This is a genomic window from Streptomyces lydicus (assembly GCF_001729485.1).
Taxonomy (GTDB): Bacteria; Actinomycetota; Actinomycetes; order Streptomycetales; family Streptomycetaceae; genus Streptomyces; species Streptomyces lydicus_D.
Genome location: NZ_CP017157.1, coordinates 1,291,142 through 1,313,878 on the forward strand (window position 1 = coordinate 1,291,142; position 22,737 = coordinate 1,313,878).

At 73.6% G+C, this 22,737-nt stretch carries 18 protein-coding genes; 11 read left to right on the plus strand and 7 right to left on the minus strand.

Annotated features, from left to right (window positions below):
* Positions 1-2: 2 nt before the first annotated feature.
* Positions 3-815: a DedA family protein gene (locus SL103_RS05550; RefSeq protein ID WP_244303848.1), complete on the plus strand. Its 813-nt coding sequence runs from the start codon at positions 3-5 to the stop codon at positions 813-815.
* On the opposite strand, the gene SL103_RS05555 is transcribed toward SL103_RS05550, so the two are convergent.
* Complete coding sequence (locus SL103_RS05555; RefSeq protein ID WP_069567649.1) at positions 698-1,747, minus strand: Gfo/Idh/MocA family protein; 1,050 nt, start codon at positions 1,745-1,747, stop codon at positions 698-700. The two genes, SL103_RS05550 and SL103_RS05555, sit on opposite strands and share 118 nt — an antisense overlap.
* 308 nt (positions 1,748-2,055) lie before the next feature.
* Between SL103_RS05555 and SL103_RS05560 the strand changes: the two genes are divergently transcribed.
* On the plus strand, positions 2,056-3,132 hold the full coding sequence (locus SL103_RS05560; protein WP_079145581.1) for a LacI family DNA-binding transcriptional regulator: 1,077 nt from the start codon (positions 2,056-2,058) through the stop codon (positions 3,130-3,132).
* 69 nt (positions 3,133-3,201) lie between these two features.
* Here SL103_RS05560 and SL103_RS05565 read toward each other — a convergent pair whose 3' ends face one another.
* From SL103_RS05565 to SL103_RS05590, 6 genes are all read right to left on the minus strand, one after another.
* The gene (locus SL103_RS05565) at positions 3,202-4,125 is read right to left on the minus strand and encodes a 2-dehydropantoate 2-reductase (RefSeq protein WP_069567650.1); all 924 of its coding nucleotides are present in this window, start codon (positions 4,123-4,125) and stop codon (positions 3,202-3,204) included.
* Between the two features lie 138 nt (positions 4,126-4,263).
* Positions 4,264-4,458, minus strand: coding sequence for a helix-turn-helix transcriptional regulator (locus SL103_RS05570; RefSeq protein ID WP_069567651.1), 195 nt, complete (start codon positions 4,456-4,458; stop codon positions 4,264-4,266).
* A 362-nt stretch (positions 4,459-4,820) separates the two neighbouring features.
* Positions 4,821-5,195, minus strand: a complete 375-nt coding sequence (locus SL103_RS05575; RefSeq protein ID WP_244303849.1) for a peptidoglycan-binding domain-containing protein — start codon at positions 5,193-5,195, stop codon at positions 4,821-4,823.
* A gap of 106 nt (positions 5,196-5,301) precedes the next feature.
* Positions 5,302-6,777, minus strand: a complete 1,476-nt coding sequence (locus SL103_RS05580) for a sugar porter family MFS transporter (RefSeq protein WP_069567653.1) — start codon at positions 6,775-6,777, stop codon at positions 5,302-5,304.
* A gap of 378 nt (positions 6,778-7,155) precedes the next feature.
* Positions 7,156-8,178, minus strand: coding sequence for a Gfo/Idh/MocA family protein (locus SL103_RS05585; protein ID WP_069567654.1), 1,023 nt, complete (start codon positions 8,176-8,178; stop codon positions 7,156-7,158).
* Between the two features lie 592 nt (positions 8,179-8,770).
* Positions 8,771-9,691, minus strand: a complete 921-nt coding sequence (locus tag SL103_RS05590) for a sugar phosphate isomerase/epimerase family protein (protein ID WP_069567655.1) — start codon at positions 9,689-9,691, stop codon at positions 8,771-8,773.
* A gap of 465 nt (positions 9,692-10,156) precedes the next feature.
* Between SL103_RS05590 and iolC the strand changes: the two genes are divergently transcribed.
* The 9 genes from iolC to SL103_RS05635 all read left to right on the plus strand — a co-directional run bounded on the left by iolC (position 10,157) and on the right by SL103_RS05635 (position 22,704).
* Complete coding sequence (gene iolC, locus SL103_RS05595; protein WP_069567656.1) at positions 10,157-11,149, plus strand: 5-dehydro-2-deoxygluconokinase; 993 nt, start codon at positions 10,157-10,159, stop codon at positions 11,147-11,149.
* Positions 11,150-11,431: 282 nt separating this feature from the next.
* Entirely contained in the window at positions 11,432-12,319 is an 888-nt protein-coding gene (locus tag SL103_RS05600; RefSeq protein WP_069567657.1) for a Cgl0159 family (beta/alpha)8-fold protein, read from the plus strand.
* Between the two features lie 30 nt (positions 12,320-12,349).
* On the plus strand, positions 12,350-13,339 hold the full coding sequence (gene iolB, locus SL103_RS05605) for a 5-deoxy-glucuronate isomerase (RefSeq protein WP_079145582.1): 990 nt from the start codon (positions 12,350-12,352) through the stop codon (positions 13,337-13,339).
* Positions 13,336-15,219 (plus strand): 3D-(3,5/4)-trihydroxycyclohexane-1,2-dione acylhydrolase (decyclizing), encoded by a 1,884-nt coding sequence (gene iolD, locus SL103_RS05610; protein ID WP_069567658.1) that lies wholly within the window; start codon positions 13,336-13,338, stop codon positions 15,217-15,219. The genes iolB and iolD overlap by 4 nt, the downstream gene beginning before the upstream one ends.
* A gap of 38 nt (positions 15,220-15,257) precedes the next feature.
* Complete coding sequence (locus SL103_RS05615; RefSeq protein ID WP_069567659.1) at positions 15,258-16,751, plus strand: CoA-acylating methylmalonate-semialdehyde dehydrogenase; 1,494 nt, start codon at positions 15,258-15,260, stop codon at positions 16,749-16,751.
* Between the two features lie 220 nt (positions 16,752-16,971).
* On the plus strand, positions 16,972-18,114 hold the full coding sequence (locus SL103_RS05620; RefSeq protein WP_164492756.1) for a hypothetical protein: 1,143 nt from the start codon (positions 16,972-16,974) through the stop codon (positions 18,112-18,114).
* A gap of 252 nt (positions 18,115-18,366) precedes the next feature.
* A complete protein-coding gene (locus SL103_RS05625) occupies positions 18,367-18,966 on the plus strand; it encodes a GNAT family N-acetyltransferase (RefSeq protein WP_079145583.1) in 600 nt (199 codons plus the stop codon).
* Between the two features lie 127 nt (positions 18,967-19,093).
* A complete protein-coding gene (locus SL103_RS05630) occupies positions 19,094-21,847 on the plus strand; it encodes an alpha/beta fold hydrolase (RefSeq protein WP_069567661.1) in 2,754 nt (917 codons plus the stop codon).
* Positions 21,844-22,704, plus strand: a complete 861-nt coding sequence (locus tag SL103_RS05635; RefSeq protein WP_069567662.1) for an ABC transporter permease — start codon at positions 21,844-21,846, stop codon at positions 22,702-22,704. Before SL103_RS05630 ends, SL103_RS05635 begins: the two co-directional genes overlap by 4 nt.
* Positions 22,705-22,737: the final 33 nt, after the last annotated feature.

Sequence of the window (22,737 nt, forward strand, 5' to 3'; positions counted from 1 at the left end):
GGATGGACGTACTGGCCCTCTACGGCCTGCTGGTGCTCACGACCCTGCCGCCACTGGTCCCCAACTCCGCCCTGCTGGTCTCCGCCGGGGTCCTCGCCTCCCGGGGCGAACTCTTCCTCCCCCAGGTCATCCTGGTCGTCGCCGCCGGCGCCCTGCTCGGGGACCTGTTGATGTACCTCGCCGCCCGGCGGTTCGGGGAACCCGTACGCCGCTGGATGCGGCGCAGCCCCCGCCGCCGGGCGCTGCTGGAGTGGACCGCCCAGCACGTCGAGCGCTACGGCGTGCCGTTCGTCATCGCCGTGCGCTTCCTGCCCAGCGGACGGATCGCCGGGGCGCTGGCGGCCGGGGTGCTGCGCTACCCGCGCCGGAAGTACGCGCTCGGCGCCGGCATCGCCGAACTGACCTGGGCGACCTACTCGATCGGCCTCGGCTACCTCGGCAGCGCGGCCGTCCACAACCGGATCTACGCCGCCGGCATCGGACTGGGCGTCTCCTGCGTGGTCGCCGCCGCGGGTACGGCGATCCAGTGGGCCGCCCGCCGCCGGGCGCTGCGGGAACGGCCCGAGGCAAGCGGTGAACGGGACGGCGAGGGGCGCGGCGACCGCGCCCCCCTTGCGGACCGCACCTCGTCCGTGGCCCGCTCCGCGCGCCCCCGATTCCTCCTCACCCCCGACACCGCCCAGCCTCCCGACACCGCTCAGCCTCCCGCGGCCGCTCCGGCCCCTGGGGCCGCCGGCCCGGCCGTGACGCGGACGTCCGCGACCGCCACCGGTTCACCGGTCCGGCGCGACCGCTCGCAGGACTCGGCGACGTAGAGCGCCTCCAGCGCCTCCGCCGGCGAGCACGGACTCGGCCGGCGGCCCGCGGCGACCTCGGTGAAGACCCCCAGCTCAGCGACGTACGCGTCGTGGAAGCGCTCCATGAACGTGGCGTACGGGTCGGGCGCCCTCCGCCAGGACAGCGCCGGCTCCGCGGACGGCAGGGGCGCACGGTCGTCCAGGCCGACGAACCGGGCGCCCTCGGAGCCGCAGACCTCCAACCGCACGTCATGGCCCGCGCCGTTGTAGCGGGTCGCGGTGACGGTGGCGAGGGTGTCGTCGTCGAAGCGCAACAGCGCCGCGCAGGTGTCGACGTCGTCCGCGTCGGCGAAGAAGGGCGCGCCCCGGTTGGCGCCCTGGGCGTAGACCGAGACCACCTCGCGGCCGGTGAGCCAGCGCAGGATGTCGAAGTCGTGGATCGAACAGTCCCGGAACAGCCCGCCGGAGGTGGGGAGGTAGCCGGCCGGCGGCGGCGTCCGGTCGCTGGTGCAGGCGCGCAGGGTGTGCAGCCAGCCCAGCTCGCCCGAGCGCAGCGCCTCACGGGCGGCCCGGTAACCGGCGTCGAAACGGCGCTGGAAGCCGATCTGCACGGGCACGCCGCCGGCCTCCGCCCGCTCCACCACGCCGACCGTGCCCGGCACGTCCGGCGCGACCGGCTTCTCGCAGAACACCGGCACCCCGGCGTCCAGCGCCTGGTGGATCAGCGCGGCGTGCGCGCTGGTGGCCGCGGCGATCACCACGCCGTCCAGGCCCTGCGCGTACATCTCCGGGATGCTCGCGGCGGCCCGCACGCCGAGGGTGTCCGCCAGTGCCACGGCGCGCGCCGGGTCGGCGTCGGCGACCACGAGGTCGCGCACGCCCGGGACGCTTCGCAGGGTCCGGGCGTGGAACGCGCCGATGCGCCCGGTACCGATGAGGCCGATCTTCATGCTCGGTCCTTCCGGAGGGGGAGGGAGGGGAGGAGGGGAGGGGTGAAGGAGAAGGTGACGACTCTCCATCTGTTGGAACGGTCCAACCCGGTGTCGTTCCGGGCACCCTGCATGTCCTGATGTCCGCATGTCAATCCCTCGGCCGGCATCGGTTGCGGCCGCCGGGCCGAGCGCGGACGTCCGGACCGGCGGCCCGGTGCGGACGTGCAGAGACGCATACGGGCAGGTGGGGGCAGACGGGGGCAGTCAGGGGTCCTGCCGGACCCGCCCGTTGACGATGCCGCCGACCGCTGGAAGGATCTCCGTCCATGGAACGGTCCAACGAGCGCACCGCCGAAGAGGAACGCGGAGCCGTCCGGCCCGCAGGCGGGCCGCGCCCGCCGACCATCCGCGGCGTCGCCGAGCGGGCCGGGGTCTCCAAATCGCTGGTCTCGCTCGTGCTGCAGGACTCGCCGCGGGTCAGCGCGGCCAAGCGGCAGGCCGTCCTCGACGCCATCGACGAGCTGGGCTACCGGCCGAACGCCGCCGCCCGCAGCCTCGTCGCCCGCCGCACCCATACCGTCGGCGTGCTGCTGAACGACATGCGCAACCCCTGGTTCGTCGAGGTCCTCGACGGCCTCAACTCCCTGCTGCAGGCGCACGGCCTGCGGATGCTGATGGCCGACGGCCGTCTCGACCACCGGTCCGGCCAGGGCTTCGCCCGCACCTTCCAGGAACTGCGGGTCGACGGCCTCGTCGTCGTCGGCACCCTCCCGCACACCGACGGGCTCGCCGAGGTCGCCGGGCGACTGCCCACCGTCATCGCCGGCAACCACGAACCCCGCCTGCCGCACGTCGACATCGTCGCCAACGACGACGAGCGCGGCGCCCGGCTCGCCACCGAGCACCTCATCGCCCTGGGCCACCGGCGCATCGCCCACCTCACCGGCCACGGTCTGGTCGGCGAGCTGCGCCGACGCGGCTTCGAGGCGGCCGTACGCGCCCACGGCCTCGACGCGGGCGCCACCGTGGAGACCGGCGACGGCACCGAAGAGGGCGGCTACCGTGCCGCCGTACGGCTGCTCACCGGGGCGCGCGGCGGCGAACGGCCCACCGCGGTCTTCGCGTTCAACGACATCTCCTGCGTCGGCGCGCTCTCCGCCGCCCAGGAACTGGGCCTGGACGTGCCCGCCGACCTCTCCCTCGTCGGCTACGACAACACCTACCTCGCCCGCATCCGCCACCTCTGGCTGAACTCGGTGAACAACGTCAGCCACGAGGTCGGCCGCCGCGCGGCCCGCTGCCTGCTGGACCGGATGGAGCACCCGGACGCCCCCGCCGCCCACCGGCTCGTCACCCCGGAACTCGAGATCCGGGGTTCCACCGCACCACCCCCGACGGCCTGACCCCACGCCCCCGCTGCGTCCCCCGCTGCCGCTGAGCCCGTCCCGTGCGCTGTGTGCGTTGCGCTCCCGCTAGGCCCGCCCGGCCCGCAGGTCGCGGTCCACCGCCCGCAGCAGCGTCAGCAGCATCCCGTTCAACGGCGTCGCGATGCCGTGCCGTTCGCCCGCCCGCACCACCGCGCCCGTGATGAACTCATGCTCCAACGGGCGCCCGGCGAGGCGGTCGTACAGCATCGAGGAGCCGCCGTCCGGAGGCGCCGCGGCGTACAGCTCCAGCGTCCTGGTGATGTCCTCCTCGCCGAGGTCGGCCCCCTCCGCCCGCGCCACCGCGGCCGCCTCACGCAGCAGGTCCCGGCTGAGCCGCACCATGCCGGGGTCGGCGAAGACCGCCATCCGCTGCTGGAGGAGAGCGGTGAGGGGATTGGCGGCGAGGTTGGTGAACAGCTTGCGCCAGACCGCCGTGGTGAAGTCCGGGACCCGGTGCACCTGCAGCCCGCTGCCGGACAGCAGGGCGGCGAAACGATCGGCCAACGGGCCCTCGGGCACGTGCAGTTCGCTGGCGACGTGATGCCGGATCCGGCCGGGCGCGAGGCGCTCCGCGGAGAGGTAGACGACGGCGGGAAGGATGCCCGTGCCCTTGGGTACGAGCGGGGCCACCCGCTCCTCCTGGCCGACGCCGTTCTGCAGCACCGCGACGGCGGTACCGGGGCCGCACAGCCGCCGCAGCCAGCCCTCGGCGCCCGCGGTGTCCTGCGCCTTGGTGGTCAGCAGCACCCAGTCGACCGGCGCCGTCCGCGCCGGGTCGGTGGCGATCCGCACCGCCGCGGCACGCGCCTCGCCGCCGCTCTCGACCGTCAGGCCGTCCAGGGGAGCGCGTACGCACAGGGTGACGTCCAGGCCGGCCCAGTGGGCGAGGGCGGCGGTGTAGCCGCCGATCGCGCCGGCACCGATCACCGCGAGCCGGGCGGACGCCGCTGCTCCGGATTCCTGGGGCATACCTCGATCGTAGAGCGGTCGCGGCCGCGGGGGAGGTCGGCGGCATGATCATGGTGCGGACGGTCCCGGGCGCCGGGTCCCGCGTTCCGCCTGGTGCGGCACCGGGGACCCGGCGCCCGGGCCTGATCCACGGTGGCGTCAGCGGCGGCCGCGCTGGCCGGGCCGCCGGGCCACCCACGCTCTGACCGTGTCGGCGAACCAGTACGGTTTCCCGCCCTCCACCAGATCCGGTTCCGGCAGCAGCCCGTGCTTGCGATACGAGCGCACGGTGTCCGGCTGCACCTGGATGTGTGCGGCGATCTCCTTGTACGACCAGAGCCTGCGGTCGGTCATCTCTGCCACCTCCTGGCTGCCGTGCCGTACGCAGGGTCGGCCCGGGGGAGCCGGCCGGGAGCCGCGTACGGCCTGGTGATCACTCACCCTGTGCCTGGACAACGACACCGAGTGACGGTCGGGGAGGGGCTGTTGATCGGCTGTGACGGAAGACCCGTGTAACGGTGACAGCCGTGACGCGCGGGGGACGGCTGTGACGGAGGCGGGACGGACGGCGGGCGGACGGGGCGCGGGCGCGGGGGCGGGACGGGCGCACGGTGAGGGCGGGCCGGGCGCGGGGGCGGACCCAGGACGGGTGCACGGAGAAGGCGGGCCGGTTCCCGTTCCCGGGGAGCCGGCCCGCCACACGTTCCGCGGATCGATCAGGCGGTGTAGAGCGCCCGCCAGGTCTGCTTGCCGACCTTCCCGTCAGCGGTCAGGTGGTGCCGGGACTGGAACGTCTTCACCGCCGCACGAGTCCTGGACCCGAAGTACCCCGTCACGTCTCCCCAGGGGAGGTAGCGACGGTTCGCCAGCAGGCACTGCACCTGCGAGACCCGGTCGCCGCGCTGACCGTAGACGGTGAGGGCGGTCCCGTTGTAGTAGGCGCAGGCCGCCAGCGTTCCGGCCGCCCGACCCGTCGGCACCGGGCTGCCGGCGGAGGCCGGGCCGGTGAGCAGTCCGGCGGTCAGCAGTCCCACGCTCGCGGTCAGTACGCCCGCGCGCTTGACGGCATGGCTGAGTGCGTTGGCATTCACGAATTCCACCGTTCCCCCGTTGGATGTGATTCCACCCCCTACGACGCCGGGCCCCCGACCCACGGTTGCATCAACTGCCGTACAAGCGCGCCTTTCTGACGCCCCGTCAGTCCGTCGGATGCGCGGCCGCCACCCCAGCCACCGCACTCGCACCCGTATCCGCATCCGCATCCGCATCCGCGCCCGCCGCCTTCCGCAGCTCGTGCTCCAGGTCCTCCAGCGCCAGCCCCTTCGTCTCCGGTGCGTACCGCTTGCAGAAGACCAGCGACAGCACGCACATCGCGCCGAAGAACCAGAACGTGGCGCCGGCGCCGATCGCGTCCAGCAGCACCGGGAACACCAGCGCCACCGCGAAGTTGACCACCCACATGACGAACACCGCGGCACCCATCGCCAGCCCACGCACCGTGAGCGGGAACATCTCCGCGAGCAGCAGCCAGACCCCGGTGTTCAGCGTGGCCTGCATGAAGGCCATGTAGAGCACCATCAGGCCGAGGACCAGGGCGCTGACGGCGGCGGAGTGCGGGAGGCGGAACGACGCGCCGAGCAGCGCGAGCGCGACCGTCATGCCGGCGAGACCGGTGAGCAGCAGGGGGCGCCGGCCGACCCGGTCGATGAGGGACATCCCGATGGCGGTGGCGAGGACGGAGACCGCGCCCACCGCGATCGTCGCGGTGATCGCCGCACCGGTGCCCAGGCCCGTCGACGCGAGGATCTTGGGCGCGAAGTAGACGACGGCGTTCACCCCGGTGATCTGCTGGACGGCCGCCAGCCCGATGCCGATCAGCAGCAGTCGCCGTACCCACGGCGTACGCAACTGCTGCCAGGCGCCGCACCGGGCGCCCGCCTCCACCTTGCGGGCCTGATCGATGCGCGCCAACTCGGCGGGCACGTCCTCGGCCGGCAGCGTACGGCCCAGCACCCGGGCCGCCTCGTCCCGCCGGCCCTTGCTGATGTACCAGCGCGGCGTGTCGGGCAGGAAGAACAGCCCGGCGAACAGCGCCACCGCGGGCAGCGCCGCGAGCCCCAGCATCCAGCGCCAAGCCTCCCAGCGCGCCAGCACGGCGTTGATGAGGTAGGCGAGCAGCTGGCCGCTGACGATCATCAGCGAATTGAAGGAGACCAGCCGGCCGCGGATGTGCGGCGGCGCGATCTCCGACAGGTAGAGCGGGGTGATCACGGAGGCGCTGCCGACCGCGAGGCCGAGCACGAAGCGCGCCGCCGTCATGACCGGGACGCCGGGGGACAGCGCGACGGCCAGCGCCCCGCCGATGAAGACGGCGCCCGCCCACAGCAGCGAGTTGCGCCGGCCGAGCGCGTCGGACATCCGGCCGCCGATCAGCGAACCGAAGGCCGCGCCGATCAGCAACGCGCTGGTGATGACGCCCTCACCCAGGGAGGTCAGGCCGAAGTGGTCCTCCATGAAGGGGAGCGCCCCGGAGATCACCCCGGTGTCGTATCCGAACAGGGCGCCGCCGAGGGCGGCGATGGCAGCGATGCCGACGATGAAGCGCTTGGCGTCACGGGCCCGCGGACTCACGCGCGGACCGGCGGACGCCTCCTGACGGGTCGGAGCGGACATCGTCAAACCCGCTGGGACTGGTGGGCCCGGCGCGTCCGGCGCGTCCGGTGGGACGGGCACGTCTGGTGGGACGGGTGCGTCCGGTGGGGTGGGCGCATCCGGTGAGCCGGCTCGGCGGCGGGCGAGGGCGAGGGCGAGAGCGATGCGGTATCGGTGATGGGCGAGGGCAACGGAGATCCCGTGACGGGCGGGGGCGATTCGGCGCTTCCCGCCCGTCCGGGGGGCGGGGATATGGAAGTGCTGCGCAGGCGCATGGAGCGGGGCCTTTCGGTGGAGCAGGAAGCGGGCACGCCTACGGCGGACCGGGACGCGCCGCCGGCAGTCGAACGCGGGGGCTGCGCCCTCCGGTCGTCCGGTCGGGTGCGGGTACGGGCGGCTCTAGCCGTACAGGGCGGGTCGCTCGATCAGTTCGACCGCCACCCGCTCACCACTGGCCTGGGCGAGCACACCCGCCTCGCACACCGCGGCCGCCGCGTAGCCGTCCCAGCAGCTGGGGCCCTCGACCTCGCCGCGGCGGGTGGCATCCACCCAGCGTTGCACCTGCCGGTCGTAGGCGTCCTCGAAGCGCTCCACGAATCCGGGGGTGATGCCGCCGCCCCAGCGGCCCGCGGTGTTGCTGAACACGCCGTGGTCGTCGCCGATCCTGGCCGTACCGCTCTCGCAGACCGCCTCACAGCTGACCTGGTAGCCGAAGCCGCAGTTGACGAAGATCTCGGTGTCGACGACCTGGCCGCCGGTGGTCTCGAAGAGGACCAGCTGTGGGTCGCTGAGGCCCTCGGGCGCGTTGCCGGTGGGCGCCGGTCGCAGTACCCGAACGGCGGTGATCTCCTCCTCCAGCAGCCAGCGGGTCACATCGATCTCGTGCACCACCGAGTCGTTGATCATCATCGCGTTGGTGAATCCGGGCGGGGTGTCGGCGTTGCGGTGCTTGTTGTGCAGCATCAGCGGGCGGCCGTGAGCGCGCCGGCCCAGAAGGGCCTTGAGGGTGCGGTAGTCCTTGTCGTAACGCCGCATGAAGCCCACCTGGACCCGGCGGTGGCCGAGCGCCTGCTCGGCCTCCAGGACGCGCAGCGCGGACGCGGCGTCCGGCGTCAGCGGCTTCTCGCACAGCACGGGCAGGTCGCGCGCGAACGCGTCCAGCAGCGCCGCCTCGTGCGCCGGTCCCGGCGAGGCGATCAGTACGGCGTCCACCGCGGGGTCGTCCATGGCGGCGGCCGGGTCGGTGTACGGGGTGCAGCCGTTGATGCCGTCGGCGAGGTGTTTGACCCGGGCGGCGTCGATGTCGACCACAGCGGCCACCCGGGCGCCGCTGATCACCTCGTTGATCCGGCGCACGTGGTCGGCACCCATCCGGCCGGTCCCGACGACCGCCACACCGAGCGTCCCGTACGAAGAAGTCATGTCGTCCTCAAGTCCTTACGTGCTGAAGGGTACGTATTGCAGAGTGACGTGTTGCTGAGCGTGATATACCCCGGGAACTGATTACTCTCCGTAATCGTTGCCGGAATATGAGGAGGCGTCACGAGGCGAGGGGGCCCGGCCCGGCCCCGCGGCGGCCGGGGACCCGGGCGCGGATCACACCCTGCGCACACTCGCCGTGCATCTGCCCAGCGCACCACGCACCGCGCATCCGCCCAGCGCATCACGCGCCGCGTATCTGCTGTGGGCACCACGCGCCGCGTATCTGCTTTGGGCGCCACGCGCTACGCATCCGCCCAGCGCATCACGCGCCGCGTATCTGCTGTGGGCACCACGCGCCGCGTATCTGCTTTGGGCGCCACGCGCTACGCATCCGCTCGGGGTTCCACGCTCTGCGCGGTCTGTGCATCCGCTCTGCGCGAGCCGCGTGGTCCGTGCGGTCCGCGCGGTCCGTGCGGCCTGCGCGCTCCGCGTGGGCCCGCGGCGGTCGGGCCCGTGGTGGTCGGGCCCGCGGGGCCCGTGAGGGTGAGACCCGCGGCGCCCGCCGTGGTCGGGCTCGTGGGCTCCGCGGTGGTCAGGCCCCGCAGGAGCGCAGGAAGCGGCGGGTGCGTTCGGCGATGGGGAACGGCTGGTCGGGCGGGCAGGGGTACATGTCCTGCTCGACGATCGCGAAGAGGTCGACGTTCAGCTCCTGGGCGGCCTCAAGGACGGGCGGCAGCGCGGGTACGCCGAGCGGCGGTTCGCACATCACGCCCTGCTGCACGGCCGGGCCGAAGGGCGTGCCCTTGGCGACGACGTCGCTGAGGATGTCCGGGTCGACCTGCTTGAGGTGCAGGTAGCCGATCCGCTCGCCGTACGTGCGGATCAGCTTGACGCTGTCGCCGCCGCAGTACGCGTAATGGCCGGTGTCCAGGCAGAGGTTGACCAGGTCGGAATCGGTGACGTGCAGGAAGCGCTCGACGTGTTCCTCGGTGTCGAGGTGGGTGTCGGCGTGCGGGTGCACGACGATGTCCAGCCCGAACTCGTCCCGTACGCGCTTGCCGAGCCGCTCCATGCCGGTGGTCAGGTGCTTCCACTGCTCGACGGTCAGCTCGCGCGGCTCCAACTCCTCGGCGGTCTTGTCGTCCCGCCAGAAGGAGGGGATCACGACGAGGTGCTTGGCGCCCATGGCCTGGGTGAGGGTGGCGACCTCGGAGACGTGGGTCCAGGTCTTGTCCCAGACGGACGGGCCGTGGTGCATCGAGGTGAAGATCGTGCCGGCCGAGACCTTCAGGCTGCGGCGGGCGATCTCCTCGTGCAGGACGGCGGGGTCGGTGGGGAGGTAGCCGTACGGGCCGAGTTCGATCCACTCGTAGCCGGCCTCGGCGACCTCGTCCAGGAAGCGCTGCCAGGGGACTTGCTGCTCGTCGTCGGGGAACCACACCCCCCAGGAGTCGGGTGCGGAGCCCACGCGGATGCGGTCCAGAACGGGCGGGGCGGCATGGGGAACGGACATGCTGCGGCTCTCCTCTCGCCGGTCGGCGGTGACCGGGAGACGCTGGGCTGGGGTTGTGGGGCACAGCCTCGCTGCCGCCCCGGGGAGTGTCAAGACTTCGTCCTGACATAAGGACTTAAGGACTTTGTAGCCCCGGAGTCCCGGGGGTGGGGAAGGGGTGTAAGGGGTGTGCGGCCTCGGGGTGTGCGCCGGGGCGCGGGTCGGGCGTGCGCCGGGGTGCGGGTGAGGCGTGGGTCGGGCGGGGGTGAGGTGCAGGTGGGGGGTGTGGTTGAGGGTGTGGGTGGGGTGCGGGCGGGCGTGGGGAGGGGCGGGCTTTGACGTCAGAATGTAAGGACAAACTGTTGACAGGGTCTGAGGTGCACCGTTAGACCTTTCCTCAGAGCTGAAGCCGTCGAATCCGCCGCGAGAGCTGCAGCCGCCGATAGCCGTCGAATCCGCCGCGCCGGCCGACCCGAAGGGGTGCACATGACCGAGCCGTACGACCTGATCACCATGGGCCGCATCGGAGTCGACCTCTATCCGTTGCAGACCGGCGTGCCGCTCGCGCAGGTCGAGACCTTCGGGAAGTTCCTGGGCGGCTCCGCCTCCAACGTCGCGGTGGCGGCGGCCCGGCTCGGGCGCCGTAGCGCGGTGATCAGCCGCACCGGACGTGATCCGTTCGGTGACTACCTCCACCAGGCGCTGCGGGAGTTCGGGGTGGACGACCGCTGGGTGACGCCGGTCGACGACCTTCCGACGCCCGTCACCTTCTGCGAGATCTTTCCGCCGGACGACTTCCCGCTGTACTTCTACCGCCGTCCGAAGGCACCCGACCTGGTCATCCATCCGGAGGAGCTGGACCGGGAGGCGATCGCGGCCGCCCGGATCTTCTGGATCACCGGTACGGGCCTCTGCGAGGAACCGAGCCGCGGCGCGACGCTCGCCGCGCTGGAGGCCCGGGCCAAGGCCGGCCCGACCGTCTTCGACCTCGACTGGCGGCCGATGTTCTGGGGCGGTGCGGGGGGTGCTTCCAAGGACGGCGGGGCGAGCGGCGCCGCGGCGAGGGCCGCCGCCCGCCCGTATTACGAGGCGGCGCTGCGGTACGCGACCGTCGCGGTGGGAAACGTGGACGAGGCCGAGGTCGCCACCGGGCTGCGGGACCCGAAAGCCTGCGCCCAGGCGTTGCTGGAGCGGGGCGTGGAGCTGGCCGTCATCAAGCAGGGGCCCAAGGGGGTGCTGGCGGTGCACCGCGACGGGCGGGTCGCGGAGGTGCCGCCCACGCCGGTCGAGGTGGTGAACGGCCTCGGAGCCGGGGACGCCTTCGGCGGGGCGCTGTGCCACGGGCTGCTCTCCGGCTGGGACCTGGAGCCGATGATGCGGTACGCCAACGCCGCCGGCGCCCTCGTCGCCACCCGCCTCGCCTGCTCCTCCGCGATGCCCACGGTCGAGGAAGTCGAGGCGTTCCTCGCGGGGCGGTGAGAGTCCGCCGCGGCCGCCGCGCGGCGACCGCGGCGAGCCCGTACCGCTCCCGACGAGCCCGTCCCGCTCCCGACGAGCCCACCCCGCTCCCGGTGAGGTCCCGCACCACTCCACGCCAGGCCCGCACCACCCCGGCACGGCCCCGGGCCCCCAACGGCCGCCGCGCACCGGGTCACCGCCCCCCTCCGCACCGTCCGGCCACGCCCGCGCGGCCCGCATCCCCGGCACCCGCCCGCCGCGCCACCCCGCCCCACCCACGCCCTCAAGAAGGTGAGTTGAGCCTTGACCCCTCGGATCAGTGACCTCACGACGCTGCGGGCCCGGCGGCCCGGGGCCGTCGCGGAGGCCGCCGCCCGCCGCACCCGTCGGCCGCTCATCGGTGACAGCGGCCGGCTGATGATCGTCGCCGCGGACCACCCGGCGCGCGGCGCGCTCGCGGTCGGCGACCGGCAGCTCGCCATGGCCAACCGCCTCGACCTGCTGGAACGTCTGGTGCTGGCGTTGTCGCGGCCCGGCGTGGACGGGGTGCTCGCCACCGCCGACATCCTGGAGGACCTGCTGCTGCTCGGCGCCCTCGAAGGCAAGGTCGTCATGGGGTCGATGAACCGGGGCGGTATCGCGGGGGCCTCGTTCGAGATGGACGACCGGTTCACCGGGCACCGGCCGCAGGACCTGGTCCGGCTGCGGTTCGACGCGGGCAAGCTGCTGCTGCGCATCGACTACGACGATCCCGGTTCGCTGACCACGATGGAGGCCACCGCCCGCGCCGTCGACGCGATGGCCGAGCGGGAACTGCCCGTCTTCGTCGAGCCGTTCCTTTCCTCCCGGATAGACGGCAGGGTCCGCAACGACCTCAGCCCCGAGGCCGTGACCCGCTCCGTCGCCATCGCCTCCGGTCTCGGTGGCACCTCCGCGTACACCTGGCTCAAACTGCCGGTCACCGACGACCCCGACGCGATGGCCCGGGTCTGCGAGACCACCACCCTGCCGACGGTGCTGCTCGGCGGCGACATCGGCAGCACCGTCGGCGAGCAGGAAGCCGCCTACGAGAAGTGGCGCAAGGCGCTGCGGCTGCCGACCGTGCAGGGGCTGGTCGTCGGCCGCTCCCTGCTCTACCCGGCCGACGGGGATGTCGCGGCCGCCGTGGACACCGCCGTGGGCCTGCTGTGAACGACGCGACTTCCGCAGGAGACTCGACTTATGGGTACTGAATTCCATCTGAGGGCCGGGGCCGCGGCCGCGGGGCCGTACGCCGTGGACATCGACCCGGAGCGGGCCGGCTGGGGGTACTCCTCGCTGCGGGTCCTCGACCTGCCGCCCGGTGGCCACCACTCCTTCGCCACCGGGGACAGCGAGTGGATCGTGCTGCCGCTGTCCGGCGGCTGCACGGTGCGCACCGACGGCGGCGAGGTCTTCGAACTGACCGGCCGGGAGGACGTGTTCAGCGGCGTCACGGACTTCGCCTACGTGCCGAGGGACGCGCACGTGCAGATCACCAGCGGGGCGGGCGGCCGCTTCGCGCTGACCGGGGCGCGCTGCGCACACCGGCTGCCGGCCCGCTACGGGGCCGCTTCCGACGTGCCGGTGGAGCTGCGCGGCAGCGGCTCCTGTTCGCGGCAGGTCAACAACTTCGGCGCGGCCGGCACGTTCGCCTGCGACAAGCTCATCGCGGTGGAAGTGCTCACCCCCGGCGGCAACTGGTCCTCCTACCCGCCGCACAAGCACGACGAGTGCCGCCCCGGCGAGGAGTCGGAGCTGGAGGAGATCTACTACTTCGAGATCGAGGCCGCGCACGGCACGGGCGGGGTCGGCTACCAGCGCGTCAGCCCGTCCGGGCGCGGCCGCGGCACCGATGTGCTGGCCGAGGTCCGCAGCGGGGACGCGGTGCTGATCCCCGACGGCTGGCACGGGCCGTCGATCGCCGCGCCCGGGCACGCCATGTACTACCTCAACGTCATGGCCGGCCCCGGCGAGACCCGCGAGTGGCTGATCTGCGACCACCCCGACCACGGGTGGATCCGCGGCACCTGGCCGGAGCAGCCCGTCGACCCCCGTCTGCCGCTCTACGGAGCGCCCGCCGCTGAGGCGACGGCGGCCTCACCGGGCCCCGGAGCCGCAGGTTCCCCGGAAACCGCAGGACCCCCCGCCGCCCCCGGACTCCCCGAAGCGCCCGTAGGAGACGCCCGATGAACGCCCCGACGACCCGCCGCCTCACGGTCGCGCAAGCCCTGGTCGAGTTCCTCGCCCACCAGTACACCGAGCGGGACGGCCGGCGGCACCGGCTGATCAGCGCCTGCTGGGGCATCTTCGGCCACGGCAACGTCGCCGGCATCGGCCAGGCCCTGCTGGAGTCCGGCGGTGCGCTGCCCTACCTCCAGGGCCGCAACGAACAGGCCATGGTGCACGCCGCCGTCGGCTACGCCCGGCAGCGCGACCGGCTCTCCGCGCAGGCCGTCACCACCTCCATCGGCCCGGGCGCCACCAACCTCGTCACCGGTGCCGCGCTCGCCACCGTCAACCGCCTGCCGGTGCTGCTGCTGCCCGGCGACGTCTTCGCGACGCGGCCCGCCGATCCCGTCCTGCAGCAGCTCGAAGTCCCCTCCGCGGGCGATGTGTCCGTCAACGACGCGCTGCGCCCGGTGTCGCGCTACTTCGACCGGGTCACCCGCCCCGAGGCGCTGATCCCGGCCGCCCTCCAGGCCGTGCGGGTGCTCGCCGACCCGGTCGACACCGGCGCGGTCACCCTGGCCCTGCCGCAGGACGTGCAGGCGGAGGCGTACGACTGGCCGGAGGAGTTCTTCGCCGACCGGGTGTGGCGGGTGACCCGGCCGGCTCCCGACGCCGACGCCCTCGCGGAGGCCGTGCACGCGATCCGCGGGGCCCGGCGGCCGCTGCTGATCGCAGGCGGCGGGGTGCACCACTCCGAGGCCGAGGACGCGCTGCGGACGTTCGCCGACGCCACCGGCATCCCGGTGGCCTCCACCCAGGCCGGCAAGGGCTCGCTGCGGTACGACCATCCGGCGGACGTGGGCGGCATCGGCCACACCGGGACCGCCACCGCCGACGCGCTGGCCCGGGAGGCCGACCTGGTCATCGGGGTCGGCACCCGCTACACCGACTTCACCACCGCCTCGTCGACGCTGTTCGCCGCGCCCGGTGTCCGCTTCGTCAACCTCAACATCGCCCCCTTCGACGCGCACAAGCTCGGTGCCGCCTCCCTCGTCGCCGACGCCCGCGCCGGGCTCGAAGCGCTCACCGGGGCGCTGTCCGGGCACCGGGTGGCGGCGGCGTACGAGGCCGGCTACCGGGCGGCGAAGGAGGAGTGGGAGCGCCGGGTGGACGCCGCGTACGGCGCGGAGGACGACTCCGTACGGCCGTCCCAGACGCAGGTCCTCGGCGCGCTGGACGGCATCGTCGACGACACCGACGTGATCCTCAACGCGGCCGGGTCGCTCCCCGGTGACCTGCACAAACTCTGGCGCGCCCGGTCCCGCCGGCAGTACCACCTGGAGTACGGCTACTCCTGCATGGGCTATGAGATCCCCGCCGCGATCGGGGTGCGGCTCGCCGCGCCGGACCGCCCGGTGTGGGCGCTGGTCGGCGACGGTACGTATCTGATGAATCCCACCGAGATCGTCACCGCGGTGCAGGAGGGCGTCAACATCACCATCGTGCTGATCCAGAACCACGGCTACGCCTCCATCGGCGGCCTGTCCGAGGCGACCGGCGGCGAACGCTTCGGGACCGCGTACCGCTTCCGGGCCGGGGACGGCACGTACACCGGTGCGCCGCTGCCGGTGGACCTGGCCGCCAACGCCGCCTCGCTCGGCATGGACGTGCTGCGGGCGGCGACGGTCGGTGAGCTGCGTGCCGCGCTGGTGAAGGCGCGCGGCGCGAACCGGCCCACATGTGTCTATGTCGAGACCGAAACGGCTGACACTGTGCCGGGCGCGCCGGAGGCGCAAGCCTGGTGGGATGTACCTGTTGCCGAGACCGCGACACGTCCGGCGGCGGTCGCCGCCCGCGAGGCGTACGACCGGCACGCCGCCGGGCGCCGCCGCCACCTCTGAGCCCTGTTCGAAGTCGTCAGCCCAGAAAGGCCCCCCGCATGAAGACCATCAGCCACTGGATCGGCGGCAAGCCCGTCGAGGGTGTCTCCGGCAACTTCGGCCCGGTCTACAACCCGGCCACCGGAGCGCAGGAGAAGCAGGTCGCCTTCGCCTCGGTCGACGAGGTCGACGCGGCCGTCCGCGCGGCGAAGGAAGCCTTCGCGTCGTGGGGCACCAGCTCGCTGGCCAAGCGCTCGTCGGTGCTGTTCAAGTACCGGGAGCTGGTGGACGCGCACCGCGAGGAGATCGCCCGGCTGATCACCGCCGAGCACGGCAAGGTGCACTCCGACGCGCTCGGTGAGGTCGCCCGCGGTCTGGAGATCGTCGAGCTGGCCTGCGGCATCCCCGAGAAGCTGAAGGGTGAACTGTCCACGCAGGTGTCCACCCGGGTGGACGTGGCGGCGATCCGCCAGTCGCTGGGTGTGGTGGCCGGCATCACGCCGTTCAACTTCCCGGCGATGGTGCCGATGTGGATGTTCCCGCTCGCCGTCGCCTGCGGCAACACCTTCGTCCTCAAGCCGAGCGAGAAGGTGCCGAGCGCGGCCTTCAAGCTGGCCGAGCTGGCCGCCGAGGCGGGCCTGCCGGACGGCGTGCTGAACATCGTCAACGGCGACAAGGTGGCCGTGGACGCGATCCTGGCGCACCCGGACATCGCCGCGGTGTCGTTCGTCGGTTCCACGCCCATCGCCCGTTACATCCACACCACCGGCACCGCCAACGGCAAGCGCGTGCAGGCGCTGGGCGGCGCCAAGAACCACATGCTGGTCCTGCCGGACGCCGACCTGGACCTGGCCGCGGACTCGGCGATCAACGCCGCGTACGGCTCGGCGGGTGAGCGCTGCATGGCGATCTCCGTCGTGGTCGCCGTCGGGGACACCGCCGACCCGCTGATCGGCAAGATCAAGGAGCGCGCCGACAAGCTGCGGATCGGCCCGGGCGACGACCCGGCGTCCGAGATGGGCCCGCTGATCACCAAGGTGCACCGCGACAAGGTCGCCTCGTACGTCACGGGTGCGGCGGCCCAGGGCGCCGACGTCGTCATCGACGGCACCGGTTACACCGTCGAGGGGTACGAGGACGGCCACTGGATCGGCGTCTCGCTGCTGGACAACGTCACGCCCGAGATGGACGCCTACCGCGACGAGATCTTCGGCCCGGTGCTGTCCGTCGTGCGGGTGGAGACGTACGACGACGCCATCGCGCTGATGAACAACTCGCCGTGGGGCAACGGCACCGCGATCTTCACCCGGGACGGCGGCGCGGCCCGCCGCTTCCAGCTGGAGGTCGAGGCCGGGATGGTCGGCGTGAACGTGCCGATCCCGGTGCCGGTCGGCTACCACTCCTTCGGTGGCTGGAAGGACTCGCTCTTCGGCGACCACCACATCTACGGCAACGACGGCGTGCACTTCTACACCCGCGGCAAGGTCATCACGACCCGCTGGCCCGACCCGTCCGACGGCGGCATCAACCTGGGCTTCCCCAGCAACCACTGACGGACCCGGGCCGGGCCGCCGACCGGACCCCGGCGCCCGGCCCGCACCGACCCCGACCCCCTGCCGGCCCTCACCGGCAGGGGGTCCGGCACGTCCGGGCGGCCGGGGCCGCCGGCGGGGAGCCGCCGTCGGACGGGAAAACCCAGGTCCGGGGGAGACCGGGGGCTGCCACGTTGCTACCGTGCTCCCTCGCCGAGCATCGACACACACGGGGGACGATATGCAGCAACCGATGGCGCTCGCCAAGGGCGCCCGGCTCACCGGCGGGGTCCTGTGCCTGCTGTTCTTCCTCTTCACGGCCTACTGGCTGGCCGTTGACCTGGGCGAGTTCGGCGTCGACGGCCTGTGGGAGTCCTGGACGGGGGCCCGCCCCGGCGGCACCAACCAGGTCACCGGACCGTTCCACCTCGGCCTGGCCGCCGTCCAGTTGGCGGCCGCCTTCGCGGCCTTCGCCGGCCAACGGGTGGCCGGCGGGCTGCTGGCCGTCGCCACCACCTTCACCTTCGCCACCGCCCTGCAGGCCCTCGTCAGCGTCGGCAACCACACCAGCGACGACAAGTGGTTCCTGCACGCCGAGACGAGCACCACCACCTTCGACGGGGTGTTCGTCAGCAGCGGCCTGCTGTTCCTGATGGCACTGGTCGCCGGTGTCGTGCTGCTCGCCGGGATGCGGTCCTGGCCGCGCGAGAAGCCCAGCGACCCGCCGATGCGGCCGGCGCCGACGGCCGGAGTGGTGGCCGGTCTGCTGCTGGGCGCGATGGCGCTGTGCAACGTGGCGTGGCACGTCTACATGCTGGTGCAGGGCGGCAGCGGCTCCTTCGAGATGCTGTACCTCGGGCGGGGCGTCCTCAGTTCCCTGCTCAGCCTGTCGCCCGGCTGGTCGGCCGTGGTTTTCCTGGTGCTGACCGCGGTGGCCGCGCTCAACTGCCTGATGCGGGGCGGCGCGGCGCGCGGTCTGGCATTCGGGCTGGTGACGCTGTCGCTGCCCAGCGCGCTGCTCGCGGTGGTCGCGATGGCCAACGACGGTGCCCTCTTCGAGCTGAACCCGTCCATGCCGGGCCTGAGTGTCCTCAACGACCTCCAGCTGCTGCTGGACACCTTCGGTTCGCTGGCGCTGATCGCGTTGACGGTCCGCGGGGAGCCGGCTGCCCCCGCCTGGTATCCGCCGGTGCGGGGCCCGCAGTTCGCGGTGCCCGGCTTCGTGCCGCCCGGGCCGCAGGGCCCGCCGCCGGTCTGGCAGCCGCCGGCCGGTCCGGTTCCGCCGGTCAGCGGGCCGCCGATGCCGCCGCCCGGTGTCCCGCCGATGCCGCCCGGCACCCCGCCCCCGCCGCCGCAGGGCGGTTTCGGGCCGCCGCAGTACTGAGGAGGCCCGCCGGGGCCGGACGTTCCGGCGGCCCCGGCAAAACAACTGGCCACGGAGCGCGCACCGTTGCTACTGTCCAGCGGCGCCGCACCGGCGCGTGGTCACGCACCACGGGACGAGGGAGGTTGATGAATATGGCCCGCCAGACGCCGCATCAGCATGCCCTTGGCCGGGTCGCCGCCTGAGCCGGACGCCCGCGCGTCCGGGCCGCCGGGCGCCGCCCGGTCGTCGCAGAACGACCAGGAGTGATACGTGACTTCGCACCCTTCCCCGGACTCCGCCGCACCGGAGCCGTCGTCCCCCCTTTCTCCCGCATCGCCCGCATCTCCGGCTCCGGCTGCCTCCGCCGACTCCGGCTGCCCGACGGGCGGCGCGGATCTGCTGACCGCGCGGCTGGTGCTGCGGCCGTGGTCCGGCAGTGAGCTGGCCGCGGTCCTCGGCGGGCTGCGGCAGCCGCACTGGGCGGCCGACTACCCCGACGAGGGCGACCGCGTCATCGCCGGATTCACCGCCGGGCACCCGGAGGCCCGCGGCACCTACGGCCAGCGGCAGATCATCGAGCGGGCGAGCGGCCTGGTGGTCGGCGGCATCGGACTGTTCCCGCCGTCGGACGACGGCGACGTGGAGTTCGGCTACGGCGTCGTACCGTCCCGGCGCGGCCGTGGCTACGCACCCGAGGCGGTCCGCGCCCTGGTGGCGTTCGCGCTGGCCGCGCCGGGCGTGCACACCGTGTACGCGGACGTCGAGCCGGCCAACCCCGCCTCCTGCCGGGTCCTGGAGAAGGCCGGGCTGGAGCGCTGCGCCGGCAGCGACGGGCTCGTGCGGTTCCGCGCGACGGCGCCCGTGGGATAGCCGGCCGGCCCGCGCCTCCCGTACCGCGTTCGCGGTACGGGAGGCGCGGACCCTACTACCGGGGGAGCTGCCCGGGTTCGTTCGGGGGGACGGGGTGCCGGCGGGCAGCCGTCCCTAGGATTCCGGTATGGATCTCCGGAGTCTCGGACTGCGCGGGCGGCTGCGCGGCCGGCGTCTGTACGCCGCCGTGGGCGCACTGGCCGTACTGATAGGGGGCGGCACCTGGGCCGCCGCCGCCTCGGACGCGGCGCCCGCCGTGCACCGGGAGGACCGGCTGCTGAGCCTGCCGGAGGCGCCCGGCGCGGCGAAGAAGGTGCGGATCGACACGTCCTTCTTCACCGCGGGGCAGGGCTCCGGCGGGCGGCGGCCCGCCGTGCTGCTGGGGCACGGCTTCGGCGGCAGCAAGGCCGACCTCCGGGGCCAGGCCGAGGAACTGGCCCGCAGCGGGTACGCCGTGCTGACCTGGTCGGCCCGCGGCTTCGGCAGGTCCACCGGCAAGATCGGGCTGAACGACCCGAACGGTGAGGTCGCCGACGTCCGGCGGCTGATCGACTGGCTCGCCAGGCGCCCCGAGGTGCAGCTGGACAGGCCCGGCGACCCCCGCGTCGGGGTGGCCGGCGCCTCGTACGGCGGCGCGATCTCGCTGCTGGCGGCCGGCCACGACCGGCGCGTCGACGCCGTCGCCCCGCAGATCACGTATTGGAACCTCGCCGACGCGCTCTTCCCGCACGGCGTGTTCAAGAAGCTGTGGGCGGGGATCTTCTTCACCACCGGCTCGGCCGGCGCCCCCACCGGCTCGGCCCGTGCGCCGGCCGGCTCCGGCGGCTGCGGGAAGTTCGAGCCCGCGCTGTGCCGGATGTACGAGCGGGTCGCGGTCAGCGGCCGGCCGGACGCGGCGGCCCGGCGGTTGCTGGCGGAGCGCAGCCCGTCCGCCGTCGGCGACCGCATCAAGGTGCCGACGCTGATCATGCAGGGGCAGACGGACTCGCTGTTCCCCCTGGAGAACGCCGACGCGATACAGCGGGCGGTGCGCAGGAACGGGGCGCCCGTCGACGTGGACTGGATCGCGGGCGGGCACGACGGCGGCGACCGGGAGACGGCCCGCCTGCAGGCCCGTACGAAGGCGTGGTTCGACCGCTACCTCAAGGGCGACCAGGGCGCCGACACCGGTCCCGCGTTCCGGGTGAGCCGCAGCGGGGGACTGGACTCCACCGACGGCACGGTGCGGCTGCGCGGCGCGAGCGCGGACCGGTACCCGGGGCTGGACGGCGATCCGCGCCGGGTCCGGCTGGCCGGGCGCACCCAGACCTTCCGCAACCCGGCCGGTGCCGGGCCGCCCGCGATCTCCGCGGTGCCGGGCGTCGGCGCGCTGGGCAACTTCGCCTCGCTCGGTGCCGGCGGGCTGTCGCTGGACTTCCCCGGCCAGTTCGCCCGCTTCGAGTCGGCGCCGCTGGCCTCGTCGGTGCGTCTGACCGGCAGCCCGAGCGCCACCGTGCGGGTGAGGTCCGGCGCGCCGGACGCGGTGTTCTTCGCCAAGCTCTACGACGTCGCCCCGGACGGCCGCCGCCAGGTGCTGCCCTCCCAGCTGGTCACGCCGTACCGCGTCGAGGGCGCCCACGACGGCCGGACCGTCACGCTGCGGCTGCCCGCCGTCGACCACGACTTCGCGGCCGGCCACCGGCTGCGGCTGGTGCTGTCCGCCACCGACCTCGGCTACGCCTCGCCGGCCGCGCCGACCACCTACACCGTCTCCCTGAAGGGCGGCGCCCTGAGCGTGCCCACCGCGCCCGGGGTGCGCAGCGCGGCGGCCCCGCTGCCCGCCTGGACCTGGGAGCTGCCGGCCGCGGCGGCCGTGGTCGCCGCGCTGCTGCTGCTCACCGCCCGCCGCCGGGCCGCGGCACCGGCCCCGGACCCGGCGCTGGCCGAGGTGCCGCTGCAGATCAGCGGGTTGAGCAAGCGCTACGCGGGATCGGCGGACATTCCCCGAGCTCTCAACTCCGTTCGAGCAGGGGAGGCCCCATTCGCGGTGCGGGAGGTGTCGTTCCGGGTGGAGAAGGGGCAGGTGCTCGGTCTGCTCGGGCCCAACGGGGCGGGCAAGACGACCACGTTGCGGATACTGATGGGGCTGATCACGCCGGACGAGGGCGAGGTGCGGATCTTCGGGCAGGCGATCCGGCCGGGCGCGCCGGTGCTGTCGAGGGTCGGTGCGTTCGTCGAGGGCGCCGGTTTCCTGCCGCATCTGTCCGGTCGCGCGAACCTCGACCTGTACTGGCAGGCCACCGGCCGGCCGGCCGACGACGCGCACCTCGACGAGGCCCTGGAGATCGCCGGCCTCGGCGACGCGTTGCAGCGCGCGGTGCGGACCTACTCCCAGGGCATGCGGCAGCGGCTCGCCCTCGCGCAGGCCATGCTCGGGCTGCCGGACCTGCTGATCCTGGACGAGCCGACGAACGGGCTGGACCCGCCGCAGATCCGGGAGATGCGGGACGTGATGATCCGTTACGCGGCCGCCGGGCGCACCGTCATCGTCTCCAGCCATCTGCTGTCCGAGGTCGAGCAGAGCTGTACGCACCTGGTGGTCATGGACCGTGGCCGGCTCGTGCAGGCCGGGCCGGTCGCGGAGATCACCGGTTCCGGCGACGCCCTGCTGGTCGGGGTCGCCGGGCCGCTCACCGACGCCGTGGTGGAGAAGGTGGCCGCGCTGCCGGGGGTGGCCTCGGCGGTGCGCGCCGAGGGCGGCCTGCTGGTGCGCCCGGACGGGATCACCACGACCCACTTGTTGACCGAACTCCTCCGGTTGGAGATCGCGGTGGACCGGATCGGTCCGCACCGACGCCTGGAGGACGCCTTCCTCACCCTGATCGGAGGGGACGCACGATGAGCGTGACCGGCACCGCGCGGGCAGCCGGATACCGGCCGCGCCGCACCCTCCCGCTGCGGGTGGAGGCCCGGCGGCAGCTGAAGCGCCGTCGCACCCTCGTCGTCGCGGCGGTCCTGACGCTGCTGCCGTTCGTGCTGGTGGCGGCGTTCGCGATCGGCGGCGACCCGAGCCGCCGCGGCAACGGCCGGATCACCCTGATGGACAGCGCCACCGCGTCCGGCGCCAACTTCGCCGCGACCGCGCTGTTCGTCTCCGCGGGTTTCCTGCTGGTCGTGCCGGTGGCGCTGTTCTGCGGGGACACCGTCGCCTCGGAGGCGAGCTGGTCCTCGCTGCGCTATCTGCTCGCGGCGCCGGTGCCCAGGGCACGGCTGCTGCTGAGCAAGCTGACCGTGGCGCTGCTGTTCAGCGCCGCGGCGATGGTGCTGCTGCCGCTGGTCGCGCTGGCCGTCGGCTCGGCCGCATACGGCTGGGGGGCGCTGCAACTGCCCACCGGCGGGGCGCTGCCGGCGGGCGAGGCGGTGCCGCGGCTGGCCGTGGTGGTCGGCTACGTGTTCGTCAGCCAGCTGGTCACCGCGGCGCTCGCGTTCTGGCTGTCGACGGTGACCGACGCGCCGCTCGGCGCGGTCGGCGGCGCGGTCGGGCTGACCATCGTCGGCAACGTCCTCGACCAGGTCACCGCCCTCGGCGCCTGGCGGGACGTGCTGCCCGCGCACTGGCAGTACGCGTGGGCGGACGCCCTCCAGCCGCGGATGGAGTGGTCCGGGATGATCCAGGGCTCGGCGGTGTCGGTGTCGTACGCGCTGGTGCTGGTCGCGTTGGCGTTCCGGGGGTTCGCGCGCAAGGACGTGGTGTCGTGACGGCGGGCCGCTGACGTGCCCGCCGGGCGGCCG

Excerpts from the sequence above, each read along its gene's own strand:
- SL103_RS05620 (WP_164492756.1), top strand. The coding sequence starts at position 16,972 with ATGCAGCAACCGATGGCGCTCGCCAAGGGCGCCCGGCTCACCGGCGGG.
- SL103_RS05585 (WP_069567654.1), bottom strand. The coding sequence starts at position 8,178 with ATGACTTCTTCGTACGGGACGCTCGGTGTGGCGGTCGTCGGGACCGGC.
- iolC (WP_069567656.1), top strand. The coding sequence starts at position 10,157 with ATGACCGAGCCGTACGACCTGATCACCATGGGCCGCATCGGAGTCGAC.
- SL103_RS05635 (WP_069567662.1), top strand. The coding sequence starts at position 21,844 with ATGAGCGTGACCGGCACCGCGCGGGCAGCCGGATACCGGCCGCGCCGC.
- SL103_RS05560 (WP_079145581.1), top strand. The coding sequence starts at position 2,056 with ATGGAACGGTCCAACGAGCGCACCGCCGAAGAGGAACGCGGAGCCGTC.
- SL103_RS05580 (WP_069567653.1), bottom strand. The coding sequence starts at position 6,777 with ATGTCCGCTCCGACCCGTCAGGAGGCGTCCGCCGGTCCGCGCGTGAGT.
- SL103_RS05570 (WP_069567651.1), bottom strand. The coding sequence starts at position 4,458 with ATGACCGACCGCAGGCTCTGGTCGTACAAGGAGATCGCCGCACACATC.
- SL103_RS05565 (WP_069567650.1), bottom strand. The coding sequence starts at position 4,125 with ATGCCCCAGGAATCCGGAGCAGCGGCGTCCGCCCGGCTCGCGGTGATC.
- SL103_RS05555 (WP_069567649.1), bottom strand. The coding sequence starts at position 1,747 with ATGAAGATCGGCCTCATCGGTACCGGGCGCATCGGCGCGTTCCACGCC.
- SL103_RS05615 (WP_069567659.1), top strand. The coding sequence starts at position 15,258 with ATGAAGACCATCAGCCACTGGATCGGCGGCAAGCCCGTCGAGGGTGTC.
- SL103_RS05630 (WP_069567661.1), top strand. The coding sequence starts at position 19,094 with ATGGATCTCCGGAGTCTCGGACTGCGCGGGCGGCTGCGCGGCCGGCGT.
- iolB (WP_079145582.1), top strand. The coding sequence starts at position 12,350 with ATGGGTACTGAATTCCATCTGAGGGCCGGGGCCGCGGCCGCGGGGCCG.
- SL103_RS05590 (WP_069567655.1), bottom strand. The coding sequence starts at position 9,691 with ATGTCCGTTCCCCATGCCGCCCCGCCCGTTCTGGACCGCATCCGCGTG.
- SL103_RS05550 (WP_244303848.1), top strand. The coding sequence starts at position 3 with ATGGACGTACTGGCCCTCTACGGCCTGCTGGTGCTCACGACCCTGCCG.
- iolD (WP_069567658.1), top strand. The coding sequence starts at position 13,336 with ATGAACGCCCCGACGACCCGCCGCCTCACGGTCGCGCAAGCCCTGGTC.